Annotated in this window: 25 protein-coding genes; 19 read left to right on the top strand and 6 right to left on the bottom strand. The window is 70.1% G+C overall.

Annotated features, from left to right (window positions below; all coding sequences use genetic code 11):
- The first annotated feature begins 15 nt into the window (after window positions 1-15).
- From ACIA5D_RS34790 to ACIA5D_RS34700, 19 genes are all read left to right on the top strand, one after another.
- Window positions 16-393, top strand: a complete 378-nt coding sequence (locus ACIA5D_RS34790) for a response regulator (RefSeq protein ID WP_396034650.1) — start codon at window positions 16-18, stop codon at window positions 391-393.
- Complete coding sequence (locus ACIA5D_RS34785; RefSeq protein WP_396034649.1) at window positions 390-878, top strand: chemotaxis protein CheX; 489 nt, start codon at window positions 390-392, stop codon at window positions 876-878. Before ACIA5D_RS34790 ends, ACIA5D_RS34785 begins: the two co-directional genes overlap by 4 nt.
- Window positions 875-1,237: a response regulator gene (locus ACIA5D_RS34780; protein ID WP_396034648.1), complete on the top strand. Its 363-nt coding sequence runs from the start codon at window positions 875-877 to the stop codon at window positions 1,235-1,237. The genes ACIA5D_RS34785 and ACIA5D_RS34780 overlap by 4 nt, the downstream gene beginning before the upstream one ends.
- Before the next feature lie 7 nt (window positions 1,238-1,244).
- Window positions 1,245-1,733 carry a hypothetical protein gene (locus ACIA5D_RS34775; RefSeq protein WP_396034647.1) on the top strand — a complete coding sequence of 163 codons (489 nt, stop codon included), beginning with the start codon at window positions 1,245-1,247 and terminating at the stop codon, window positions 1,731-1,733.
- A gap of 120 nt (window positions 1,734-1,853) precedes the next feature.
- Window positions 1,854-2,342, top strand: coding sequence for a flagellar hook assembly protein FlgD (locus ACIA5D_RS34770; RefSeq protein ID WP_396034646.1), 489 nt, complete (start codon window positions 1,854-1,856; stop codon window positions 2,340-2,342).
- 33 nt (window positions 2,343-2,375) lie between these two features.
- Window positions 2,376-3,623 (top strand): flagellar hook protein FlgE, encoded by a 1,248-nt coding sequence (locus tag ACIA5D_RS34765; protein ID WP_396034645.1) that lies wholly within the window; start codon window positions 2,376-2,378, stop codon window positions 3,621-3,623.
- Between the two features lie 208 nt (window positions 3,624-3,831).
- Entirely contained in the window at window positions 3,832-4,116 is a 285-nt protein-coding gene (locus tag ACIA5D_RS34760) for a flagellar FlbD family protein (RefSeq protein WP_396034644.1), read from the top strand.
- Window positions 4,116-4,907 (top strand): flagellar motor protein, encoded by a 792-nt coding sequence (locus ACIA5D_RS34755; protein WP_396034643.1) that lies wholly within the window; start codon window positions 4,116-4,118, stop codon window positions 4,905-4,907. Before ACIA5D_RS34760 ends, ACIA5D_RS34755 begins: the two co-directional genes overlap by 1 nt.
- Window positions 4,908-4,910: 3 nt before the next feature.
- Window positions 4,911-5,972, top strand: a complete 1,062-nt coding sequence (locus ACIA5D_RS34750) for a flagellar motor protein MotB (protein WP_396034642.1) — start codon at window positions 4,911-4,913, stop codon at window positions 5,970-5,972.
- Window positions 5,973-5,987: 15 nt separating this feature from the next.
- Window positions 5,988-6,449 carry a flagellar basal body-associated protein FliL gene (gene fliL, locus ACIA5D_RS34745; RefSeq protein ID WP_396034641.1) on the top strand — a complete coding sequence of 154 codons (462 nt, stop codon included), beginning with the start codon at window positions 5,988-5,990 and terminating at the stop codon, window positions 6,447-6,449.
- A 121-nt stretch (window positions 6,450-6,570) separates the two neighbouring features.
- Entirely contained in the window at window positions 6,571-7,518 is a 948-nt protein-coding gene (locus ACIA5D_RS34740; RefSeq protein WP_396034640.1) for a flagellar motor switch protein FliM, read from the top strand.
- Window positions 7,515-8,267 (top strand): flagellar motor switch protein FliN, encoded by a 753-nt coding sequence (fliN, locus tag ACIA5D_RS34735; RefSeq protein ID WP_396034639.1) that lies wholly within the window; start codon window positions 7,515-7,517, stop codon window positions 8,265-8,267. The genes ACIA5D_RS34740 and fliN overlap by 4 nt, the downstream gene beginning before the upstream one ends.
- Before the next feature lie 5 nt (window positions 8,268-8,272).
- On the top strand, window positions 8,273-8,674 hold the full coding sequence (locus tag ACIA5D_RS34730; protein WP_396034638.1) for a FliO/MopB family protein: 402 nt from the start codon (window positions 8,273-8,275) through the stop codon (window positions 8,672-8,674).
- A gap of 4 nt (window positions 8,675-8,678) precedes the next feature.
- Window positions 8,679-9,533: a flagellar type III secretion system pore protein FliP gene (gene fliP, locus ACIA5D_RS34725; RefSeq protein WP_396034637.1), complete on the top strand. Its 855-nt coding sequence runs from the start codon at window positions 8,679-8,681 to the stop codon at window positions 9,531-9,533.
- Window positions 9,530-10,294 carry a flagellar biosynthetic protein FliR gene (locus ACIA5D_RS34720; protein WP_396034636.1) on the top strand — a complete coding sequence of 255 codons (765 nt, stop codon included), beginning with the start codon at window positions 9,530-9,532 and terminating at the stop codon, window positions 10,292-10,294. The genes fliP and ACIA5D_RS34720 overlap by 4 nt, the downstream gene beginning before the upstream one ends.
- A gap of 12 nt (window positions 10,295-10,306) precedes the next feature.
- Entirely contained in the window at window positions 10,307-11,398 is a 1,092-nt protein-coding gene (locus tag ACIA5D_RS34715; protein WP_396034635.1) for a flagellar biosynthesis protein FlhB, read from the top strand.
- A gap of 92 nt (window positions 11,399-11,490) precedes the next feature.
- Window positions 11,491-13,533, top strand: a complete 2,043-nt coding sequence (locus ACIA5D_RS34710) for a flagellar biosynthesis protein FlhA (protein ID WP_396034634.1) — start codon at window positions 11,491-11,493, stop codon at window positions 13,531-13,533.
- The gene (locus tag ACIA5D_RS34705) at window positions 13,523-15,019 is read left to right on the top strand and encodes a hypothetical protein (protein WP_396034633.1); all 1,497 of its coding nucleotides are present in this window, start codon (window positions 13,523-13,525) and stop codon (window positions 15,017-15,019) included. The genes ACIA5D_RS34710 and ACIA5D_RS34705 overlap by 11 nt, the downstream gene beginning before the upstream one ends.
- Window positions 15,016-15,267 (top strand): hypothetical protein, encoded by a 252-nt coding sequence (locus ACIA5D_RS34700; protein WP_396034632.1) that lies wholly within the window; start codon window positions 15,016-15,018, stop codon window positions 15,265-15,267. Before ACIA5D_RS34705 ends, ACIA5D_RS34700 begins: the two co-directional genes overlap by 4 nt.
- A gap of 46 nt (window positions 15,268-15,313) precedes the next feature.
- On the opposite strand, the gene ACIA5D_RS34695 is transcribed toward ACIA5D_RS34700, so the two are convergent.
- The 6 genes from ACIA5D_RS34695 to fliG form a co-directional block, all read right to left on the bottom strand.
- Entirely contained in the window at window positions 15,314-17,434 is a 2,121-nt protein-coding gene (locus ACIA5D_RS34695) for a flagellar hook-length control protein FliK (RefSeq protein ID WP_396034631.1), read from the bottom strand.
- Between the two features lie 34 nt (window positions 17,435-17,468).
- Complete coding sequence (locus tag ACIA5D_RS34690; RefSeq protein ID WP_396034630.1) at window positions 17,469-18,476, bottom strand: transglycosylase SLT domain-containing protein; 1,008 nt, start codon at window positions 18,474-18,476, stop codon at window positions 17,469-17,471.
- On the bottom strand, window positions 18,473-18,925 hold the full coding sequence (locus ACIA5D_RS34685) for a flagellar export protein FliJ (protein WP_396034629.1): 453 nt from the start codon (window positions 18,923-18,925) through the stop codon (window positions 18,473-18,475). The genes ACIA5D_RS34690 and ACIA5D_RS34685 overlap by 4 nt, the downstream gene beginning before the upstream one ends.
- A gap of 233 nt (window positions 18,926-19,158) precedes the next feature.
- Entirely contained in the window at window positions 19,159-20,466 is a 1,308-nt protein-coding gene (locus ACIA5D_RS34680; protein ID WP_396034628.1) for a FliI/YscN family ATPase, read from the bottom strand.
- An 18-nt stretch (window positions 20,467-20,484) separates the two neighbouring features.
- Window positions 20,485-21,165 (bottom strand): FliH/SctL family protein, encoded by a 681-nt coding sequence (locus ACIA5D_RS34675; protein ID WP_396034627.1) that lies wholly within the window; start codon window positions 21,163-21,165, stop codon window positions 20,485-20,487.
- Window positions 21,149-22,174, bottom strand: coding sequence for a flagellar motor switch protein FliG (gene fliG / locus ACIA5D_RS34670; RefSeq protein WP_396034626.1), 1,026 nt, complete (start codon window positions 22,172-22,174; stop codon window positions 21,149-21,151). Before fliG ends, ACIA5D_RS34675 begins: the two co-directional genes overlap by 17 nt.
- Between the last annotated feature and the right edge of the window lie 58 nt (window positions 22,175-22,232).

Raw genomic sequence — 22,232 nt, 5'->3', positions numbered from 1 at the left:
GCTGCGATGCGCGCCATGGTGATCGACGACTCCCGCGCGATGCGCATGATCCTCAAGCGCATTGTCACCAAGCTGGATTTCGATGCGGTGGAAGCAGGCGACGGCCAGGAGGCGCTCGACCTGCTCGCCGACATGCCGGAGGTGCCGGACCTGGCCCTCATCGACTGGAACATGCCCAACATGAACGGGCTCGAGTTCGTCACCAACGTCCGGGCCGATCCGCGTCTGCGTGAGATGACGCTGGTGATGGTCACCACCGAGAGCGAACAGAGCCAGATCGTACGGGCGCTCGCCGCGGGCGCCCACGAGTACGTGATCAAGCCCTTCACGGAGGGCGCCATGATCGAAAAACTGGCCCTGCTGGGCCTCGTCCCGACCGGAGCGAACTCATGAGCGTCGAAGTCGAGGTCACTGAGAACGACCTCGCCGAGATGGTGGAACAGGTCTGGGAGTCGTACCTGGATCCCGAGGGCCTCAACCCGCTGATCCCCACATACGACGAGAACCAGCCCTCCGAGGTGCACTCCTCGGTCTCCATCACCGGTTCCTGGACCGGATACATCGTCGTCGCGTCCTCCACCGAGGCTGCCCGTCGCGCCGCCGCCGCCTTCCTTGCGACGGAGGCGGACGAGGTCAGTCAGGATGACCTCTCCGATGTGCTGGGCGAGCTCGCGAACATCGTCGGCGGCAACGTGAAGGCGATGCTGCCGCCCGGCGCCTTTCTCTCCCTGCCCCAGGTGGTCCTGGCGCCCGAATCCATCGCCCGGTTCCCGAACACCGAGCGGATCAGCGGCGTCTACGGCATCTGGGACGGCGAACCGGTGTCCATTTCCATGTGGCAGAGCCGCGCGGAGAGAAACGAGGAGGTAGGCGCATGAAGATTCTCATCGCCGACGACAGCCGGGTCATGCGGCAGATCGTGGTCCGCACCCTGCGGCAGGCAGGTTTCGGTGATCACGATCTGATCGAGGCCTCGAACGGGCGGGAAGCGTTCGACATGGCCAAGTCGGAGAACCCCGATCTGGTCCTCTCGGACTGGAACATGCCCGAGATGACCGGCATCGAAGTGCTGCGGCAGCTGCGCGCGTCGGGCAGCGACGTCAAGTTCGGTTTCGTGACCTCGGAGAGCACGCCCGAGATGAAAGATCAGGCTCAGGCCGCCGGCGCGCTCTTTTTCATCGTCAAGCCGTTCTCAGCTGAGCGATTCGACGAGGTCCTCGCTCCTATTTTGGGATGATTACGACATGTCCGATGTCTCGGTTCTTCCTGGCACTTTGGCCGTTCGCAACCTCTTTGAGGACCTGCTCGGCCGAGAGGTGACCGTCAGCCCCGGCGATCCGATCTCCGCGGAGGAGATCGCCACGTCCACGGTCGCGATTTTCACCGACACCTCGCAGAAGGTCTACGGCGTGCTCGGCATGGACCTCCCGCTGGCGGCCAACGCAGGCGCGGCGCTGGGTCTGCTGCCGGCCGGCGCGGCCGAGGACAGCATCGACGAGAAGCAGCTGTTCCCGAACCTCGCCGAGAACGTCTTCGAGCTGTGCAACGTCCTGACGAGCCTGCTCAACCGCGAGGGGAGTCCGCACATCAAGCTGTACCAGGTGGTGTACCCCGGCGACCCGCTGCCCGCGGACGCCCGGGCGCACCTGATGGCGCTGGGCCGCCGGGTCGACCTCAGCGTCGAGGTCAACCGGTACGGCAAGGGAAAGTTCAGCCTGTCCCTCGCGCCCTGACCGAGCGCATCGAAGAGAGTATCGCGGGCCCGCCACGGCGGGCCCGCGATTTTTCTGGCCTAAGCAAAATCCGGGGGCGGTCGAAGCTTAGGTCGAGCAAGCAAACGGACAGGAGAAGTCATGACCTCGCCGACCTCGGGAATCTCCGGTACGTCGGGAGCGAGCAGCGCCTCGTCTTCCAAGAGCATCTCGGACAAGAGCAAGGATCTCGGGGACAAGGACACCTTCCTCAAACTGCTCGTGGCCCAGCTGAAGTACCAGGATCCCAGCAACCCGGCCGACTCGACCCAGTTCCTGGCGCAGACCGCCCAGTTCACCCAGGTCGAGAAGCTCGGCGACATCGCCGACATGCTCAAGTCGCAGCGACTGCTCGGCGCGAGCGGGCTGGTCGGGCACAGCGTGACGTACATGGACGAGAACGGCGCCCGCCAGTCGGGTGTCATATCGGCCGCCAAGCTCAACGGAGACAGCGAACCGACTCTTCGGATCGGGAACACGGATGTGCCGCTGTCCAAGGTCATGGAAGTCCAATCGCCGGCCCCGGCGACCGGTACCCCCGGTTCGACGGCGCCGCAGTCGGACGACAAGAAGGTCGACCCGACTCCCTGACCCTGTTCCCTCTCCGCAAAGGAAGACCTCTCCATGCTGCGTTCTCTCTACTCCGGCATCAGCGGCCTGCACGCGCACCAGCAGTTGATGGACGTCACCGGCAACAACATCGCCAACGTCAACACCGTCGGCTACAAGGCCAGCACCGTGCAGTTCCAGGACACACTCAGCCAGATGATGGGCGCCGCCGGCGCCCCGCAGAACGGTCAGGGCGGTACGAACCCGGCGCAGGTCGGCCTCGGTGTGCGCAACGCCGGCATCCTGTCCAACTGGGCACAGGGCTCGCAGGAGACCACCGGCCGATCCGGCGACATGATGATCCAGGGTGACGGCTTCTTCATCACGCGAAGCGGTAACGAGGACCTGTACACCCGGGCCGGGTCGTTCTCGTTCGACGCCAACGGGAAGCTGGTCACGGCGACCGGCGACACGGTGCAGGGCTGGACCGCCGTCGACGGCGTGGTCAACGCGGCCGGCAAGCCGGGCGACATCCAGATGCCGCTGGGCAGCACGATTCCGCCCGCGGCGACGACGGGCATCACGCTCAAGGGCAACCTGACCAGCGACAAGAGCACCGACACAACGGTCACGACGTACTCGACGACGATCCCGGTGAAGGTCTACGACGCCCAGGGCGCCACCCACACCGTCACCGTGAAGTGGAGCCGGGACTACTCGTCGGCGGCCACCGAGAACGACTGGACCGCCGATCTGCTCGACGAATCCGGAGCCGTGGTCGACACCTTCCAGCCGATCACGTTCACCAACGGCAAGCCCGACTCCAGCCTCGTGACCCAGGGCAAGGCGACGATCCCGCTGACGAACGGCTCGGACACGTACACCGTCGACATCACCGACATGACGATGTACTCGGGCCTGAGCGACGCCCGGGTGTTCGACACCGACGGGCAGGCGGCCGGCGCGCTGACCTCGCTGTCGTACACGGTCTCCGACACCGGCCAGATCGTCGGCGTCTACAGCAACGGCCTCAAGCAGGTGCTCGGGCAGGTCGGCATGGCGACCTTCAAGAACGTCAACGGCCTCGAGAAGACCGGTGACTCGATGTACCGCTCCACGGTCAACTCGGGCTACGCCCAGGTCGGCCAGCCGGGCAGCGCCGGCATGGGCCAGGTGATCAGCGGCGCGCTGGAGATGTCGAACGTCGACCTCGCGCAGGAGTTCACCAACCTGGTCATCGCCCAGCGTGGCTTCCAGGCCAACTCCCGCATCATCACCACCTCCGACGAGCTGCTCCAGGAGCTCGTCAGCATGAAGCGCTAGTAGATAAAGCACCACCAGACCGGCTGGCGGCCGGGACAGGCACCTGACGTGCCTGTCCCGGCCGTTGCTTTGTAGCCGTTCGGCTGCACCCGCAATGCGACCGGCCGGATCTCATCAGCAACCGTCAACTCGCCGATGTGACAGGTGAAGACGGGCCACGGACGGCCCACCAGCCCAGGACCACACCACCACCCAAGGACGGATGTAAGTGATCCTCGTTACCCGCATCAACGGTGCCGTGTTCGCCCTGAACCCGGACCTGGTCGAGCGTGCCGAGTGCACGCCCGACACGGTCGTCACGCTGGTGGATGGCACCAAGTACGTCATCGCCGAGTCCGTGCCCGAGTTCATCGACTCGGTGCGCCACTACCGTGCCTCGCTCATCGCCCAGGCGAGCCGCATGGAGGCCGAGCCCACGGCCATCGCCCGGTCGTCCGAGGACGACCACGACAACGACGCCAAGGTGCTTCCGCTGCACCGGAAGGAACGCTGATGGACATCTCCACCATCGTCGGTGTAGTCGTATCACTGGCAATCGTCTTCACCGTACAGATCCTCGAGGGCGGCTCGCCGGCCTCCATCATCCTGATCCCGTCGATGCTGCTGGTGTTCGGTGGCGCGTTCATGGCCGGTATGGCCGGCGGTGTGCTGAAGGACGCGACCGGCGCCGGCAAGCAGCTCCAGAAGGCGTTCCTCGCCAAGGTCACGCCGCCGACCCAGCTGGTCGAGAACATCGTCAAGCTGGCCGAGCGCGCCCGCCGCGAGGGCCTGCTGGCCCTCGAGGACGCGGTCAAGACCGTCGAGCACCCGTTCCTGAAGCGCGGTCTTCGGCTGGCGATCGACGGCACCGACCCGGAGGAACTGCACGACATCCTCCACGCCGAGATCGCGGCCAAGAGGAAGTCCGACAAGGCCAGCTCCAAGCTCTTCGAGAACATGGGCGGGTACGCCCCGACGATCGGCATCATCGGCACGGTCATGGGCCTCGTGCACGTGCTCGAGAACCTGAACCAGCCGGAGACGCTCGGTCACTCGATCTCGGCGGCGTTCGTCGCGACCCTCTGGGGCGTGCTCAGCGCCAACCTGATCTGGCTGCCCGTCGCCGCTCGTCTGACCCGCCTCAGCGCGGTCGAGGCGGAGGAGATGGAGCTGGTGGTCGACGGTGTGCTCGCCATCCAGGCCGGCTCCAACCCGCGCCTGGTGGCCCAGAAGCTCCGCAGCCTCCTCCCGCCGGACGAGGCGAAGAAGGCCGAGGCGGCCGCGAACACCAAGAAGGCGGCGTAACCGATGAGCTCAGGCGGCGGGGGCGCCAAGCGTAGGAAGGGCAGACACGAAGAACACGAGGAGCACGTCAATCACGAGCGATGGCTCGTGTCGTACGCCGACATGCTCACGCTTTTGTTCGTGCTCTTCGTGGTGCTCTACTCGATGTCCGACATCAACATGAAGAAGTTCGCCGAGCTGGCGTCCGGACTGTCCGCGGGATTCGGCGCGCAGAGCGCGGCGTTCTCCGGCCAGACCTCGACGCTGGACGGCGCCGGCCAGTCGGCCGAGATCGTGAAGATCGACCCGGGCGCCAACCCGGGTGACGGCAAGTCCGGCACCTCGAACATGACCGAGAAGGAGAAGGCGGCCGTCGAGGCCGCCGTCCAGGCCGAGAGCCGATCCACCGCTTCCAAGAACGCCCAGGCGGCGGCCAAGGAGGCGGAGGACCTCAAGAAGATCGAGAACAAGCTGGCCGACGCGCTGGCCAAGGCCAAGCTGCTCGGCAACGTGCAGTTCACCATCGATCGGCGGGGCCTGGTGGTCACCATCGTCACCAACGAGGTGGTGTTCGCCGGCAACCGGGCCGACCTGAAGGCCGGTGGCAAGAAGATCCTCGACGCGCTGGCGCCGACGCTGGCCAAGCTGAAGAACAACATCGAGGTCGACGGCAACACCAACCAGCTCAAAGCGGCCACCACGTACTACCCGAGCGGCTGGGAGCTCTCCGCGGCTCGTGCCTCGACCACGGTCCGGTACCTCACCGGGCACGGTGTCGCCAAGAACCGGCTCAGCGCGGTCGGCTTCTCGGACACCAAGCCGCTGATCGACCCGGCCGACCCTCGGTCGATCACCATGAACCGCCGGGTGGACGTCGTCGTCCTCACCACTCTCCCGGCCGACCAGGCGGCGCTGCTGCCGGCCGCGGCGGGCTCCGACGCGAAGCTGCACTCGGGTCAGACCACGGCCCAGGCCTCGGCGATCGAGAAGGCGGTCAACGAGGCGAACAGCGCGGCCGGCGCGACCAGTTCCACGAGCTCGCCCAGCACCGAGACCACCACCACTACCACTACCACGCACGACTGACGGGGGGATTCCGCGATGGCTGACGAGAAGAAGGATGGCGCTGCCGAGGCGCCGAAGAAGTCCAGCAAGAAGATGTTGATCATAATCGTGGCGGCAGTCGTGCTGCTCGGTGGCGGCGGCGGGGCGTTCTTCATGATGAAGGGCGACTCGGCGGAGGCGGAGGCGAAGACGCCGGAGAAGGGCTCGGTCACCGCGATCGACGACGCGCTGACCATCAACCTGGCCGACAGCCACTACCTCAAGCTCCAGTTCGCCCTCCAGCAGACGGCGGACGCCGGCTCCGAGTCGGTGGACACCAGCGAGGCGATCGAGCTCACGATCGACGAGTACACCGGCAAGACCGTCGCCGAGCTCTCCACCGAGAAGGGCCGGGAGACGATCAAGGAGGAGTTGCTCGCCAAGATCGTGAAGGCCTACACGGAGGACAAGAAGGAGATGGTCATGGGCATCTACTACACGCAGTTCGTGACCCAGTGACCCACTGACCCGGACAACCGGGACGGGCGGGTTCACTTCGGTGAACCCGCCCATCCGCCGATTTCTGGCAAAAAACGGCCCTCCCGCTCAGCGGTTCCGGAAATGAGCCGATGGGGACGGCGTGACCTCCGCTACTCGATCCCCGGGCAAGATGTCGCGTCGCGGCCAAGGCGGAGGGCCGGCGCCGTACGACTTCCGTCGCCCGATCAAGCTCTCCCGGGAACATGTCCGCACGCTGCAGATCGCCTTCGAGACGTACGCGCGCAGCTGCGGCACCCTGCTGACCACCCGTCTGCGCGTGGTCAGCAGTGTCACGCTCGCCGCGATCGAGCAGCTCAACTACGACGAGTACGTCGCCTCGCTGTCGAACCCGACGGTGATCGCCGTGGTGAACATCGATCCGCTGCCCGGCACCGCCCTCATGGAGATGTCGTCGTCGGCCGTGATGGCCGCGATCGATCACATGCTCGGCGGGCCTGGCGGCCCCCAGCCGGAGCGCCCGCTCACCGAGGTCGAGATGCCGCTGCTGCGCGGCCTGCTCGAGCGGATGCTGGGCGAGCTGCGCTACGGCTTCGAGACGCTGGTCGACGTGCGCCCGAGGCTCAAAGAGATCGAGTACAACGCCCAGTTCCTGCGCGCGCACGCGCCCGGCGACGCCTGCGTGGTGGCCACCTTCGACCTCAAGATTGGGGCCGAGGAGTGCCTGGCCAGCATCTGCATGCCGTTCAACATGATCCTGCCGGTGCTGTCCCGCACCGAGGCGGTCGTGCTCAGCGACAGCGAGCGCGCCAGCCGTGACCTGGCGCTCCGCAACCTCACGGCCGGGCTCTTCTCGGCTCCGATCGACGTTGCGGTGCGATTCCAGCCCATTCGCATGCGCACCGATGACATCGTGGATCTGCGTCCCGGTGATGTCGTGCCGCTGGCTCACGGGACCACCAGGCCGCTCGAGGTGACCGTCAACGAGACCGTTTTCGCTCACGCAGTTCCCGGTAATCAGGGCGCCCGCCTCGCGTGCCTCGTGGTGCCGTCGCCCCCGGAGTCGTCCAAGGAGTCTGGCCGCCCATGACCGCGCCCACCATCACCGCGCCGCAGCTGGCGCTCGCCCGGAACGCCGCCGAGGCCGCCCTCGCGGTCCTGCCCACCAGCCGCGAGCTCGCCATCGCCGCCCCGATTGCCGCGACCGCCGACATCCTGCCCGAGGGCCAGGCGGTCACGGCCAAGTTCAGCGGCGCGGCCAGCGGCGAGGTCGTCGTGGTGGTCGGCCAGGACCTCGCGGACGCGCTCAAGGAGAGCCCGCTCGGCGAGCTCGACCTGACCGCGGCGGTCCGGCCGGCCCTGGAAGCGGCGTCGCGGACCTTCGGGCCGGTGGTGCTCGATCCCGGGGTGGTCATGGAGCCCGGCGTCGCGCTGAGCGCTCTCGCCGCCAAGGACGACGCCGTGCTGGTGCCGCTGGTCGAGGGCGAAGACGTACGGGCGGTGATCGCGCTCGCGCTGAGTCCTTGGCCGAGCGAGGAGCCCGGGCAGGTCGACGTGGCCCGCCCGGCGACGCCCACGCAGGCGATGGTGCGCGGCGGCCTCGACATGCTGCACGACGTCGAGATGGAGGTCTCGGCCGAGCTGGGCCGCACCCGGATGAGCGTCCGCGAGCTGCTCTCGCTGACGCCGGGCGCGATCGTCGAACTCGACCGGGCCGCCGGCAGCCCGGCGGATCTGCTGGTCAACGGCCGGTTGATCGCCCGGGGCGAGGTGGTCGTGGTCGACGAGAACTTCGGCATCCGGATCACCGAGATCGTCGCGCCGGGCGCCGAGGGGTAACGGCCTTGTTCGAGCTCGTCCTGCGGATCGGCTTCTCGCTGTTCGTCGTCCTGGGCCTGATGTGGGCGCTGGCGCGGGTGGTACGCCGGCCGCTGGGCGCGGGCCGGGCGCACGGCCGGCTCGCGGTGCTGAACCGGCAGCAGCTGACCCGCGGGGCGGCCGTCACCGTGGTGAAGGTGGCCGACCGGGCGATGATCCTCGGCGTCACCGAGCAGCAGGTCACGTTCCTCGGCGAGGCCGACCTGGACGAGTTCGAGCACCACGCCGACGAGCATCGCGACACCGTCGACCTGCCGGGCGCCCACCCTTCGACGCCGGCCGCCGGGCGGCTGGACAAGTCGCTGCTCCCCGCCCGGACATGGACCTCGACCATCGACTTCCTCCGCGACCGCACTTCGAGGCGATGATGTGATGCGACGCGCGATCCTGCTTCTGCTGGCGAGTGCCGGCCTGGCGCTGGTGCTGCTCCCCGGAGCCGCCTCGGCCGAGCCGCGGCCGGCGGCCGGTCCGCCCGTCGCGGGCGTGACGATGCCGGATCGCGTGCCTCAGGCGCCGGCGCCCACCGCGCCCACCGGGCCGGCCAAGCCGACCGCGCCGAGCATCAACCTCAACGTCAACGGCACCAATCCGGACGGCAGCCGCCCGGCCTCGTCGCTGGTGATCATGCTGGGCCTCACCGTGCTCTCGGTGGCGCCGGCCCTACTACTGCTCTGCACGTCGTTCACCAAGATCTTCATGGTCCTCGGGATCACCCGCAACGCGCTCGGCCTCACCAGCATGCCGCCCAACCAGGTGCTCGCCGGGCTGGCGTTGTTCCTGAGCCTGTTCATCATGGGCCCGACCGTCTCCGCCATGAACCAGCAGGGCGTCCAGCCTTACCTCAAGGGCGACAAGACCCAGTCGGTGGCGTTCCACGACGGCGTGCAGCCGCTGCGCGAGTTCATGTGGAAGACCACCCGCGAGGACGAGGTCGGCCTGATGATCAAGCTGTCCGGCCAGGCGCAGCCGCGGAACAAGGACGACATCGAGCTCACCACGCTGATCCCCGCGTTCGTCCTGTCCGAGCTGCGGGCCGCCTTCATCATCGGGTTCGTCATCTTCATCCCGTTCTTGCTGATCGACATGGTGGTGTCCGCGTCCCTGATGTCGCTGGGCATGATGATGCTGCCCCCGGTGACCATCTCCCTGCCGTTCAAACTGCTGCTCTTCGTCCTGGTCAACGGCTGGGGGTTGATCCTGACGGCGCTGGTGGCGTCGTACCGATGAACTGGAACGTCCCGATCGCCGACCTGCTCGCGATCCTGCTGGGCGCGGCCCGGACCGGGGCCTGGCTGATGATCAGCCCGCCGTTCAACTCGCGGTTCATCCCCGGCACGGTCAAGGCGCTGCTGTCGGTCGGGCTCACCTTGCCGCTCGCGCCGTACCTGCGGGGCACGCTCCCGTCGCTGGAGACCGCCGACATCGTCGCCAGCGCCGCGCTGCAGGTCTTCGTGGGCGCCGCGCTCGGCTTCATCACCGCGCTGCTGTTCGCGGCCCTGCAGGCCGCCGGCGACCTGCTCGACCTCTTCGGCGGCTTCACCCTGGCCATGGGGTACGACCCGCTGTCGCTCAACCAGAGCTCGGTGTTCGGCCGGTTCTACAACCTGGTGGCAGTGACCATCCTGTTCGCCACCGACGGCCATCAGGTGATCCTGCGCGGCTTCCTCCAGTCGTTCCGGACCATGCCGCTGAACCTCACCTTCGACCTCGCGACGTTCAGCCAGCTGCTGCTCAAGGGCATCGGCGAGATGTTCCTGGCGGCGCTGCAGATCGCCGGGCCGCTGGTGGTCGTGCTGTTCCTCACCGACGTCGCGTTCGGCCTGCTCAACCGGGTCGCGCCCGCGCTCAACGCGTTCCAGCTCGGCTTCCCCGCCAAGATCTTTCTGGTGCTGGTCCTCTCCGGGATCGCCATCAGCACCCTGCCCCAGGTGATCGAGACGCTGGTCGACCGGTCGGTCACCGCCGTTCTCAAGCTCACCGGCGGATAGCGGGGAGGTGAGATGGCGGGCGAGAAGACCGAACAACCGACTCAACAGCGGCTCAAGAAGGCCAAGCGCGAGGGCCAGATCGGCCGCAGCCAGGACGTCGGCGCGTGGTTCGGCATGCTGGCGGCCAGCATCATGCTGCCCAGGACCATGGGCGCCGCCATCCAGCACGCCCGCGAGCTGCTGTCCCAGGTTCCTCAGGTCATCGAGAACCCGGAGCCGGCCATCGCGCTGCGCATGCTCAAGGACGCGGGGTTCGGCGCGGCCTGGGCGGTGCTGCCGCTGTCGGCCACGCTGATGGCGGTCGGCATCGCGGCGGCCGGGGCGCAGGGCGGCATCCGGGTCGCCACCAAGCTGTTCATCCCCAAGTTCAGCCGGCTCAACCCGTTTCCCGGGATCAAGAAGATGTTCGGGCCGCAGGCTCTCTGGGAGGGTACGAAGGCCCTGGTCAAGACCTCGGTGCTGGCGGCCGTGCTATACACCACGACCAAGGACGTCATACCCACCCTGATGACCGCCGGGCAGTTGCCGCTCGCGGCGCTGGTCTCGACCGTCTCCGACGCCACGATCGGCCTGATCCGGGCCGCCTCGGCGGCCGGCATCGTGATGGCCGCGGCCGATTACTTCGTGGTGCGCCGGCGCACCAACAAGCAGCTGCGGATGACCAAGGAAGAGGTCAAGCAGGAGAACAAGAACGCCGAGGGCGACCCGCTGATCAAGGCCCAGATTCGCGCGCGGCAGATGGCCATGGCCCGCAACCGGCAGATGGCCGACGTGCCGATGGCCGACGTGGTGCTGGTCAACCCGACGCACGTGGCGGTGGCGCTGCGCTACGAGCCCACCAAGGGTGCGCCGCGGGTGGTGGCCAAGGGGCAGGGCCCGGTCGCCACCAAGATCCGCGAGATCGCCGCCGAGCACCGCGTGCCGATGGTGCAGGACGTGCCGCTGGCCCGGGCGCTGCACGGCGGCTGCGACGTGGGCGCCGAGATCCCGGCCGAGTTCTACGCCGCGGTGGCAAAGGTGCTGGCGTTCGTGATGAGCCTGAAGTCAAAGGGTTCGGCTGCCGGTCTGCACCGCAACCCCAATTCCGCCTCAGCAGTCGCATAACCGAAAATTCAGGAGATTTCCTCACATGCGTCCCTCGAACGAGGGATGATCTGGCTGATGGGTGAGCCACACCCTGTTCTCGGGAAGGTGCCGTGAAGAAGCGCAACATCAGCCGGCTTGCCGTACCCATCGGGGTCATCGGCATCATCATCATGATGGTCGTACCATTGCCGACCTTCCTGCTGGACACGCTGATCGCGTTCAACATCACCGGTGCCCTGCTGATCCTGCTGACCAGCATGTTCGTGCAGCGGCCGCTGGACTTCTCGGTCTTCCCGGCGCTGCTTCTGGTCGCCACCCTGTTCCGCCTGGCGCTCAACATCAGCGCCACCCGGCTCGTGCTGCGCGACGGCGACGCCGGCAAGGTCATCCACGCATTCGGCAGCTTCGTGGTCGGTGGCAACCTCGTCATCGGCCTGGTCATCTTCCTGATCCTGGTGATCGTCCAGATGATCGTGGTGACCAAGGGCGCCGAGCGCGTCGCCGAGGTCGGCGCCCGCTTCACCCTCGACGCCATGCCCGGCAAGCAGATGGCGATCGACGCCGACCTCAACGCCGGCCTGATCGACGAGGCCGATGCCAAGAAGCGCCGCGCCGACGTGTCCGCCGAGGCCGACTTCTACGGCGCCATGGACGGTGGCTCCAAGTTCGTCAAGGGCGACGCGATCGCGGCCGTCATCATCACGCTGATCAACCTGGTCGGCGGCTTCGCGGTCGGGATCGTCCAGCACGGGCTGTCGGCCACCGACGCCATGAACCAGTACAGCCTGCTGAGCGTCGGCGACGGCCTGGTCTCCCAGGTGCCCGCGCTGTTGCTCTCGGTGGCCACCGGTCTGATCGTGACCCGCTCGGCTACCTCCGGCGACATGGGCTCCAGCGTCACCGCCCAGCTCAGCCAGAACAAGCTGGCGCTGCGTATCGGCGGCGGCGCGGCGCTCGCCCTCTGCGTCATCCCCGGCCTGCCGAAGATCCCGTTCCTGCTGGTCGGCGTCCTGGTGCTGGTGATCGCGCAGCGGATCAAGGACCCGGTCCCCGAGGCCGAGGCGGCGGTCAGCGAGGCCGTCGAGATGCCCGCCCCCGACTCCCCGGAACAGCTGCTCGGCGAGATGCGGGTCGACCCGCTCGAGCTCGCGCTCTCGCCCGATCTCGTCGACCTCGTCGACACCAGCAGCGGCGACCTGCTCGATCGCGTACGCGCTCTGCGCCGCAAGATGGCGATGGAGCTCGGCGTGATCATGCCCCCCGTGCGTACGCGTGACGATCTGGACCTACCGCTGTCCTCGTACGCGATCAGGATCTCCGGGGTCGACGCCGGCACCGGCGAGGCGCCGCCCGGCACGGTGCTGGCGATCGGCGACGGACTGCAAGGTCTCCCCGGCCGTGCCGGCGTCGAGCCGGTCTTCGGCCTGCCCGGCAAATGGGTGCCGGCCGAGCTGCACTATCAGGCCGAGCTCTCCGGAGCGACGGTCGTCGACCGGGCCAGCGTGATCATCACGCACCTGGCCGAAGTGGTCCGCAGCAACGCGAGCCGGCTGCTCGGCCGCGAGGACGTCCGGGCGCTGACCGAGATGGTCAAGCGCACCCACCCGGTCGTCGTGGAGGAGCTGACCCCGTCGCTGCTCAGCCTGGGTCAGGTCCAGAAGGTGCTGCAAGCGATGCTGGACGAGGGCGTGCCCGTTCGCGACCTGGTCCGCATCTTCGAGGCGCTCTCGCTGAGAGCGAAGATCTCCGCCGACCCCGACGGCCTGGTCGAGGCGGCTCGCGCCGCGCTCGGACCGGCCATCGCCGCGAACTACGTGTCCGGCGGCCGGCTCACGGTGATCACCCTCGATCCCATGCTCGAGCAACAACTGCTCGAATCGTTACGGCCGAGCGAGACGGGAGCCTTCATGGCGATCGACGGCTTGCGTGCCGAGGCGATCGTCAGCGAAGCCGCCCGCTTGGCCGAGACCGCGGAGCAGCAGGGCCTCTCGCCCGTGCTCGCCTGCTCGCCACAGCTGCGGCTGCCACTGATGCGACTGCTGCGCGCCGGCTCCCGCCGGGTGCAGGTGCTGTCGTACGGCGAAATCTCTGGTTCCACAGCACAGATCGAGACGATAGGGGTGGTGAACGGTGCCTACGCGGGTGCTGCTTGAGGGACCGGCCATCGAGCCTTTGCTGGCTCAGGTACGCGATGAGTACGGCTCCGGTGTCCGGATCATCTCCGCCGACAAGGTCCGCAGTGGCGGCGTCGGTGGCTTCTTCGCGAAGCAGCATTACGAGCTTTCCGTGGAGGTTCCGGACCCGAACGAGGACAGGAATGACATGGCGAAACGCACGATGAGCGAGAACGCTCACACGCTGGAACGGCTGCTCGAACGGGCCGAGTCACAGGACCGGATGGACGAGCCGGCCCGGGCGGCGCCCCGCACCGTCACGCCCGCGACCTTCGGCACGGCCCGGCCCGGGGAGACCACGTTCTCCCGCCCGGCCGCGCAGGCCCGCCCGGCCACTTCGCCGCGCCCGGCCGAGCCACCACGCGCCGAACCGCCGATCGAGGGCCGCGGCCCGGACGCGGACCTCAGCCGCGGCGCCGGGCTGAGCGACACCAGCGCGGCCTTCGCCGAGCTCATGGCCGGTCTGGACGCCACGGCTGAGCCCGGCATCGAGCGGACGCCACCGAAACCGAAGACCGTAACGCCGGCGCGTGGGGAAGACGCGCCGACGGTGCGTCCGTTCCGGCCGGCCGCGACCACCGAGACACCGGTGAACACTCCGCAGAAGGCGGCCATGCCGAGCCTGGCCGAGCGGATCGGCGGCCTGGCCGGCGAGGTGGAGGTCGAGGAGGACGCGCCGATCCTGGCGCCCGAGGCCGAGGCCGAGCCGGCGCCGATCGTGGTGCCCAAGGTGAAGCCGGCCGCGCACGCCGCGCCGACGGCCGAGAACGAGCCGGTGGTGCGCAACCTCATTTCGGTGGGCATGCCCGAGCCGATGGCCCGGCAGATCACCGGCGCCGACACGTACGCCGGCGTGCTCAGCGTGCTCGCGGCGCGGCCGTCCGCGCCGGCCGTTCCGGACGGGCCGGGGGAGATCCTGGTGCTCGCCGGCGACATCAATCTCGGCGTGGCCATCGGACGGCATCTGCTCGACCAGATCGGCGTGCCGGAGAACCACCTGCTGCTCGCCGCGGAGTCGACGGCCGGGACCGGCCTGCACTCGTCCCGGCTGATCTCCACCCTTGACGTGGCGGAGTCCCGGGCCGAGAAGCTGCACAACGCCGACCAGGCGTGGGTCGTGGTGATGGACGCGCCGGTGGGCGGGACCGACCCGCTGTGGGTCAACGAGATGTGCGACGCGATCGGGGCCACCGCGGTCTGGGCGATCGTCGACGCGACCCGCAAGACCGCCGACACGGCACGGCACCTGCGTACCCTCGGCGAGGTCGAGGCGCTCGTCGTGCACAGCGTGGAGATCACCGCCGACCCGGCTTCGGTGCTCGGGCTCGACCTGCCGATCTACTCGCTGGACGGCAAGTCGGCCACCCCGCACGTCTGGGCCGCGATGCTGTGCGCCCGGATCGCGACGGACGTGATGCCGGTGGCGGCGCCGCCCCGCCGGGCGTCACGCACGGTACGGCAATGATCCGTCCGTCGGTCCTGCTGTTCGCGTTCGTGATCAGTGCACCGGCGCTGTACCGCTACGTGCTCGACCAGCTGGACCTCACCGACGTGCTGATCCGCTTCATCATCGCGGTGCCGATCGCGGCGCTGCTGCTGGCGGCGCTCCGCTTCGTGACGGCCGGCTACGGCCGCACCGACGAGGGGGAACCGGAGAGCACCGCGGTCACGCCCACGCCGATGGACGTGCACGAGGTCGAGAAGCCCGCCTGACGACGCCGGTGGACACGAACCGTGTCCACCGGCGTAGTTCTGTGAGTCAGGCGTGCACGTCCAGGCGGCCGCTGCCCGGCGCGCTCCGGGTGGGCTCGACCGGCGCCGGCTCGGTGGGGCCGGCCGGTCCCGCGTCGCGGCGTCCGCCCGAGGGGTAGCCGGCCGCGGCGAACTGCTGCCGCGCCTGCTCCTGCTGTGCCGTGCCCTGCCGCAGGTCGAGCGTGCAGTTGGCGAAGCCCGAGTCCTCGAGCTCACGCCGCAGGTCGCCCAGCGCGTTGCGCAGCGCGTCCGTGCCCGCGTCCGTGGTGCCGGTCAGCTGGAGGTTGATGTCCCCGTTGCGGATCTCGGCCACGACCTGGATCGGACCGAGGTCGACCGGATGCAGGTGCACGGTCAGCCGGTGTATGCCGTCGGGCTCCAGCCGCAGCGGCGCGATCCGCATCGCCACCTGGGCGGCGGCGGGCGGTGTCGGCACCGGCGAGGCGGGTGGCGGCGTACCGGCGGCCGGGGCGGCCGGGGCGGTGGGCTGCGGTCCGGTCACACCGGCGAGGCCGGCCTGACCGAGTACGCCCGGAGTGGCCGCGCCGTCGGCCGCGACCCCGCGGGTCGTGGCCGGGGCAGGCGGAAGGCCGGTCGGCTCTGCGGTCGCGAGATCGGGCATGGCGCGCTCGGCGCCGGCGGCCGGCGCCGGGACCGGCTGATCACCGGCGACCGGAGCGTTCGGCCTCGGGGCGTCGGCCGCCGCCGGCCCGTCCGCGTTGCCGGGAGCGGCCGGCACTGCGGTCGGCGCGGTCGACGGAGCCACGGTCGCGGTCGAGGCGGCCGGGGCGTCCGGCGCCGCCGGGACGGTCCCGGGCTGCGCGGCCTGGCCGGTCGTCGGCGCTGTCGCGGCGGCCGGGTCGGCCTGAGCGCCGGGCGTGGCCTGCCCCGGGCCGCTCTGGCCCTGGCCCCGGCCTTGCGCCTGGCCCTGAGCCTGAGCCTGGCCCTGTCCTGGAGCCTGCGTCACTTGATCGGTCGCCGGCGCGCTGGGCGTGCCGGTCGGCTGGGCGGCGCCGGTGAGGTCGGCGGCCGTGGCGGGCTTGCCCGAGGCGTCCTTGACCGTGCCGGAGGGCGCGGCCGTCGCGGCGGCGTCCGCGGCAGGCACGGCCGATCCCGGAGCGGCGATCGCGCCCGTTGCGGTCGCGACGGCCGGCGCCGACGGTCCGGCGGCGGCGATGCCCGAGACCGACGTTACGCCGGGAGTGGCGTTCGGCTGACCCGTGCCGGCGGCGGTCTGAGCGGCCATGGGCACGGGCGGCACGGGAGCGGCCGGAGCGGCGCCGGGCATGGTGGCGCCCGGAACCGGCGTCCCGGTGGCCGCCGCGGTCCCGTCGCCGGTGGCCTTGGCGTCGTCCGCCCTGGCGCCGTCCTCGGACTTCGCCTCGTCCTTGCCCTTGACCTCGCCGTCCTTGGTGGCGGGGGTGTCGGCCGCCGCGTCCTTCGCCGGGTCCGCCCGCACCTGGTCGCCGGGGCCCCGGTCGGCGCCGTCCTGGTCGGCGGGGCGGCGGCTCTTGGCACGCCGAGCGTCGGCGCGGTCGTCGGCGCCCCGCGCCGCGTCGGCCCGGTCGGCATCGGCCCGGTCGGCATCGGCCCGGTCGGCATCGGCCCGGTCGGCATCGGCCCGGTCGGCGTCCGCGCGAGAGGCGTCCGCGCGAGCTGCGTCGGCCCGTGCTGTGTCGGCCCGTGCGGCATCGGCCCGGTTGGCGGCAGCCTGGTCCGCCGCGGCACGGTTCGCGGCGTCCCGCTGAAGTGCGCTGCGGTCGGCGGCCTTGCCGGCAGCCCGGTCGGCGGCGGCCGCTCGGTCAGCCGCGGTGCGGTCAGCCGCGGTGCGGTCCGCAGCGGTCCGGTCGGCTCGTTGAGCGGCGGCCGCTCGATCCGCGGCGGCGCGGTCGGCCCGCTGAGCGGCGGCCCGGTCGGCAGCGTCGTCGGCCCGCTGCGCGGCGTCGGCTCGTGGTGCGGCGTCGGGCCCCGCCTCGGCCGGCGCGTCGTCGTCGCGTCCGGGCCGGCCCAGCTCGGCGGAGAGCGCCGAGCCGAAGTCCTCGCCACCCTGGGGCCGGCTACCGGCCCGGCGTCCGGCGTCGGGCGCGCCGGCGCGCTCCGGTCCCGTCACGGAACTCGGCATCTTCATGCGGTTCTCCTGCTCAGGTCGTCGGGATCGGGGGTCAGCCGCCGAGTGCGGCGAGGGCCTTCTGAACCTTCGGCACGTACGCCTGGGTCTCGGCGTACGGCGGGATGCCGCCGTACTTCTTCACGGCGCCGCCGCCCGCGTTGTAGGCGGCCAGCGCCAGCGGCAGCGACTTGAACTCGTGCAGGTTGCGGGCGAGCAGCTTGGCCCCGCCGAAGATCGCCTGCTCGGGGTCGAAGGCGTTCTCCACGCCCAGGCCCTTCGCGGTCGACGGCATGAGCTGCATCAGGCCGCGGGCGCCGACCTTGCTGACCGCCTGCGGGTCGTAGCCGGACTCGACCTTGGCCACGGCTGCGAGCAGCTTCGGCGAGACGCCGTACTTCGTGCCGGCCTTGACGAAGAGGTCGCCGTACGGGACGCCGGCGAGCGACCCGCTGCCGTTCAGGGCGGCCGGCCGGACCGCGGCCATGTTCTGCGCCGCGACCTGGGCCGCGTCGGAGACCACGCGCCGGATCTGGGTCGGCTGCTCGTACACCTTCTGGATCTTGACGTGATCGCCCGGCTTGGGCGCCGCGATCATCTGGTTGTTGCCGAGGTAGATGGCGACGTGGTCGACCGGCTTGTCGAAGGCCAGGATGTCGCCCGGTCGCGCCTCGGCGAGGCTCGCCACCGGCTGGCCGGCCTTGGCCTGCTGCCACGAGTTGCGCGGCAGCTGGATGCCCAGGTCCGCGTACGTGCGCTGGACCAGCGCCGAGCAGTCGAGGCCCTTGTCCGGGTCGGTGCTGCCGAAGACGTACGGCGTGCCGAGGTACTTCTTGGCGGCCGACACGACGTCGTCGCCGGAGACGCTGCCGCCCAGGGCGAGCGGCTGACCGCCGGTGGCGTCGGAGAGCAGCGAGGCGAAGGTGGGGTCGGCGCCGACGCCGGTCTTCGTGGTGACCGTGCCGGCGGCGGTCGTGCCGTCCGGGTTCAGCGGGTCGAGGCCGAGCTGGCCCTGCAGCTGCTGGATCCGGGAGAGCACCCCGGAAACACCCATCATCGTCATGCCGGACTCCCCTCGACGAGGCCACGCGCAACATTTCGGGCTTTGGAGGTCACCGCCAACTCGTCCAGGGCGGCCTGGTCGACCCGCAGGTCGTGGTGGCGGACCAGCTCGGCGTGCCGCTCGGCCATCAGCTCGACGGCGCGGCGGCGCTTGGCCGCGTCGGCGAGGGCGGCCATCCGCTCCCGCTCGACCTCCTGGGCGTCGGTCACCATGCGCTGCGCGTCGAAGAGACTGGCCGCCAGCGACTGGCGGGCGACCAGCGAGGCGACCATGGCGCGGGCGGTGCCCTCGTTGGGCGCCTCGGCGCCGACGAGGTTGAGGTGACGGCGCTTCACCAGGGCCTCGGCCTCGCGGATCTCGGCGCGGGAGTGGGTCAAGGAGCCACGGGCGGCGTCCTCCTGCGCCTTGCGGGCGCGGAGCACGGGGCTGAGTCGGAAGAAGCGGTTCAAGGTTTCTCTGCCTCCTAGCGGGCGGGGCGTTCCCTCACATGACCGCTTCGGCCTCGACCCCGATCCGCTGAGCCACTGCACCCGACCTGCAACTCTGCTGGCTGGCTCCGCTTCGCTCCGCGGGGCGATCGCCCCTTCGGGGCCGATGAGGAGCCAGGCGATTTCCCGGCGCCGCAAAACCGGCGGCGACGGAAATCGACTGCCTCCTGATCGGCGGGGCGATCGCGCGAAGTTCAGGTCGCCGTCACGATTGCGTGCAGGGCGGCCCAGGCTTCCGAAGGGGTGATCCGCTCGTCGAGGTCCTGGCGGAGGAAGGCGTTGATTCGCGGCCAGATGGCGTTCGCGCGGTCGGCCTCCGGGTTGGTGCCGGGGACGTACGCGCCGATCTCGACCAGCTCGCGCACCTCCCGATGGGCCGCCATCAGGCGGCGCAGCTCGGTGGCGTCGGCCCGCTGCTCCCGAGTGGTGATCTTGTTGGCCACCCGAGAGATCGAGTCGAGGGCCTGAACGGCCGGGAAGTGACCGGCGGTGGCCAGCTTGCGGTCGAGCACGATGTGGCCGTCGAGGATCGAACGCGCCGCGTCGGCGATCGGCTCGTTGTGGTCGTCGCCCTCCACCAGCACGGTGTAGAGCCCGGTGATGCTGCCGCGCGCGCCCGGCCCGGCCCGCTCCAGCAACGAGGCGAGCATGGCGAACACCGACGGCGGGTAGCCGCGGGTGGCCGGCGGCTCGCCCACCGACAGGCCGACCTCACGCTGCGCCATGGCCGCTCGCGTCACGCTGTCCATCAGCAGCAGCACGTCGGCGCCCTCGTCCCGGTAGTACTCGGCGATCCGGGTGGCCACCGCGGCCGCCCGCAGTCGCACCAGCGGCGCATTGTCCGAGGTGGCGACGACCACGACCGAGCGGGCCAGGCCCTCGGGCCCGAGGTCGTGCTCGATGAACTCGCGCACCTCGCGGCCGCGCTCGCCGACCAGGGCCACCACGTTGATCTCCGCCGAGGTGCCTCGCGTGATCATGCTCATCAGGCTGGACTTGCCGACGCCGGAGCCGGCGAAGATGCCGATCCGCTGTCCTCGGCCGCACGGCACCAGCGTGTCCAGCACCCGTACGCCCAGGGGCATCGGCACGTCGACCAGCTGGCGCTCCATCGCCGAGGGCGCGGCCGCCTCGATGCTCACCAACTCGCCGCGCAGCGGCGGTCCGCCGTCCATCGGCCGGCCGAGGCCGTCCAGGATCCGGCCCTGGAGATCGGGGCCGACCGGCACCCGCAACGGTCCGCCGGTGGTCGTCACCGGGGTGCCGCCGCCGATGCCGGCTAGCGGGCCGAGCGGCAGGCAGGAGAGCTTCTCGCCGTCGATCGCGGCCACCTCGGCGAGCACCGCGCCGGGGCCGTCGCCCATCAGAAGCAGCTCGCCGACGCGGGCCTGCAGGCCGCTCACGGTCACCCGCAGGCCGACCGCGCCGATCACCTTGCCGCTGGCCAGCGGTTGAGCGGCCTTGATGGCCGCGGTCATCCGGTGGCGGAACAGATCCGTCATGATCGAGCTCCCCGAAGATCAGAGGCGCAGCGCCTCGCGGGCACGGGCCACCGCGGACGCGATGGTGGCGTCCACGGTCGCCATGCCGATCTCGGCGGTGGCGTCCCCCGGACGCAGCGAGGGGTCCGGGCGCAGGTTCACGTGCCGGCCCTCGTGGTCGAAATCGGTCGTTCCGTCCGCGCCGACCAGCGTCTGGTAGTCGTCGGGGGAGAGGTGCACGATCAGCGTGCCGGACTCCGGCGCCGCGGCCATGGCCCGGCGCAGCGCGTCCGCGGTGCGCCGCTGCGGATCGTCCAGCGACCGCCCGACGATCGCCTCGGCCAGCTCGAAGGCGTGCGCGAGCAGCACCTCCTGCAGTTCGGTGAAGGTCGGCATGAGCTGGCTCTCGAGCTCGGTGACGGCCCGGCCGAGCGCGTTGACGGCCTGTGCGAGGGCGGCCGCCCGTCGCTGGTCGTACTGCTGCTCGGCGACCTTGGCCCGGGCGGCGGCCTCCTCGGCGACGATGGCCGCCTCGCGCTGCCCCTGGGCCCAGCCCTCGGCGTACCCGGTCGTGCGGGCCTGTTCCCGCGCCCGTTCGGCCGCCGCGGGGCTGTCCCCGGGCTCCTCGTTGCGCAGGTTCTTGGCGAACTTGGCCGCGGCCGCGCTCTCGGCGACCGCGCCCCGGATCACCGGATTGCGTGGGTCAGGCGATGAGCTCATCGGCCTCGCCGCCGCGCTGGACCTCGATCTGGCCGGAGTCCTCGAGCGAGCGGATGACCGAGACGATCTTCGCCTGGGCCTCCTCGACCATCTTGACCTTGACCGGGCCGAGCAGGTCGATCTCCTCGAGCAGGTTCTCGCGGCCACGCTCGGACAGGTTCTTGGTGACCTTGTCGCGTACGGTCTCGGGCACGCCCTTGAGAGCGGTGGCGAGGTCGGCCGGCTCGACCTGCCGCAGCACCAGCTGCACCGCGCGGTCCTCGAGGTTGATGATGTCCTCGAACATGAACATCCGGCGCCGGATCTCCTCGGCCAGCTCGGGGCTGCGCGCGTCCAGCGCCTCGAGGATGAGCCGCTCGGTGGTGCGGTCGGCGCGGTTGATGATGTCGACCAGCGGTTGCAGGCCGCCGACCGTGGACAGCTCGTCCGGCTGGAGCACGGTGGAGAGCTTGCGCTGCAGCGCCGCCTCGACCTGGCGGATGATCTCGGGGGACGTGCGGTCCATCACCGCGATCCGGTGGGCGACCTCGGTCTGCACCTCCAGCGAGAGGCCGGCCAGGATCGACGAGGCGAGCGCCGCCGGGATGTGCGCGAGCACCAGCGCGATCGTCTGCGGGTGCTCGTACTGCACATACGAGAGCAGCTGCCGGGGGTCGGCGTGGCTGAGGAAGTTGAACGGTATGTCGTTCATCGAGGCTTCGAGGCGGTCCAGGATGAGCGCGGCGCGCTCCTTTCCGAGGGACGCCTCGAGCAGCTCGCGGGCGTAGTCCATGCCGCCGGACCCGGCGTACCGCGTGGTCGCCATGGCGTAGAACTCGTCCAGCACGTCGTCGACGACGATCGGGTCGAGCTTGCCCAGGCGCGCGATCTCGGCCGAGATCATCTCGACCTCTTTTTCCGACATGCTGGCCAGGACCTGCGCGGAGTGCTCCTTGCCGAACTGCACCATCATGATTGCCGCTTTGCGCACGCCCGTCATCGACAGCGTGGTGAGTTGCGGTGTCGTCAACGCGTACTCCCTCAGGCCCGGCCTAAGCCCATCTTAAAACGCAGAACGCAGCAAAACG

Origin of the sequence: Actinoplanes sp. NPDC051513 (assembly GCF_044454685.1) — a bacterium.
Classification (GTDB): domain Bacteria; phylum Actinomycetota; class Actinomycetes; order Mycobacteriales; family Micromonosporaceae; genus Actinoplanes.
This window is presented reverse-complemented; position numbering and strand designations above follow the sequence as displayed.